Consider the following 1,370-nt stretch of genomic DNA (forward strand, 5'->3'; position numbering starts at 1 on the left):
CTCGCCGCGGGAGGGCCGGGACGGGCGCACCCGCCCCGGCCGGTGGGGCTCAGAGCCCGACGTCGGAGGCGTTCAGGAAGCCCGAGTCGATGAGCTTGGACTGCACGTCGTCCTTGACGACGACCTCGGGGGTCAGCAGGTAGGAGGGCACGACCTTCTTGCCGTTGTCGTAGGTCTTGGTGTCGTTGACCTCGACCTCCTTGCCGTCCTTGATCTCCTGGATCATCGTGAAGACGCGGTCACCGAGGGCGCGGGTGTCCTTCCAGACCGTCATGGCCTGCGCACCGTCGAGGATCGCCTTGACGTTGGCCTTGTCGGCATCCTGTCCCGTGATGAGCGGGTACTCGGCGCCGGGGGTGTATCCGGCCGACTTCAGCGACGCCTCGATACCGATGGCGAGGCTGTCGTTGGGCGAGAGCACGACGTTGACCTTCTTGCCGTCGCCGTAGAACGACGAGAGGCGGTTGTCCATCTCGGCCTGAGCCTTGTCGGACGCCCAGCCCTGGATGCCGATCGACGCCCACGCGTCGTCGTTGGCGGGCGACTTGCCGCTGGGGACGACGAGCTTGCCGCTCTCGACGTAGGGCTGCAGGACGTCCCACGCGCCGGCGAAGAAGAACTTCGCGTTGTTGTCGTCGGGGCTGCCGGCGAAGGGCTCGAGGTTGAAGGGGCCCTTGCCGTCCTTGAGGCCGAGCTGCTCCTCGATGTACTGGCCCTGCAGGGTGCCGACCTTGTAGTTGTCGAAGGTGGCGTAGTAGTCGACGTTCTCGCTGCCGTTGATGAGGCGGTCGTAGGCGATGACCGTGGCGTTCTGCGCCTTGGCCTCTTGCAGCACCGGGCCCAGGGTCGATCCGTCGATCGCGGCGATCACGAGGATCTTCGCGCCGCCCGAGATCTGGTTCTGGATCTGGCTGATCTGCTGGTCGGTCTTGTTGTCGGCGTACTGCAGGTCGACGGTGCAGCCGGCGTCCTGGAGCTTGCTCTGCAGCTGCTCGCCGTCGTTGATCCAGCGCTCGAGGCTGCGGGTGGGCATGGCGATGCCGACGTTGCAGTCCCCGCTCGCGCCGCCGGCGGCGGCGCCGCCCCCGTCGGACGGACGCGTGGAGCTGCAGGCCCCCAGGCCCACGGCCAGTGCCGCGATGGCCGCACCGGTCAGGATTTTCTTCAGCATGTGATCTGCGTTCCTCTCTGAACTGCAGGGACCCCCGTTGGTCGCACCCGCGCCCTCCCCGGCGTCGGATCGGGTACGTCGTCGTCCCGGCTCTGTGGTCCGTCGAATTATGACGGCTCCGAAAAAATATCCATCGAGGGGGGTTTTGTCTATAGCCACGTCAAAATCTCACCCCCGCGCCTTTGCGCCCCTGCGCCCC

Annotated in this window: 1 protein-coding gene; it reads right to left on the reverse strand. The window is 66.6% G+C overall.

Translation table 11 applies throughout. The annotated features are described in order from the left end of the window. Positions 1–49 precede the first annotated feature (49 nt). Positions 50–1,171 carry a multiple monosaccharide ABC transporter substrate-binding protein gene (chvE, locus tag DBR36_RS15040; RefSeq protein ID WP_108320556.1) on the reverse strand — a complete coding sequence of 374 codons (1,122 nt, stop codon included), beginning with the start codon at positions 1,169–1,171 and terminating at the stop codon, positions 50–52. Between the last annotated feature and the right edge of the window lie 199 nt (positions 1,172–1,370).

The organism is Microbacterium sp. HMWF026, from assembly GCF_003061325.1.
Classification (GTDB): domain Bacteria; phylum Actinomycetota; class Actinomycetes; order Actinomycetales; family Microbacteriaceae; genus Microbacterium; species Microbacterium testaceum_E.

Bases quoted from the DNA above. Each gene is read 5' to 3' on its own strand.
- chvE (WP_108320556.1), bottom strand. From the start codon at position 1,171: ATGCTGAAGAAAATCCTGACCGGTGCGGCCATCGCGGCACTGGCCGTG.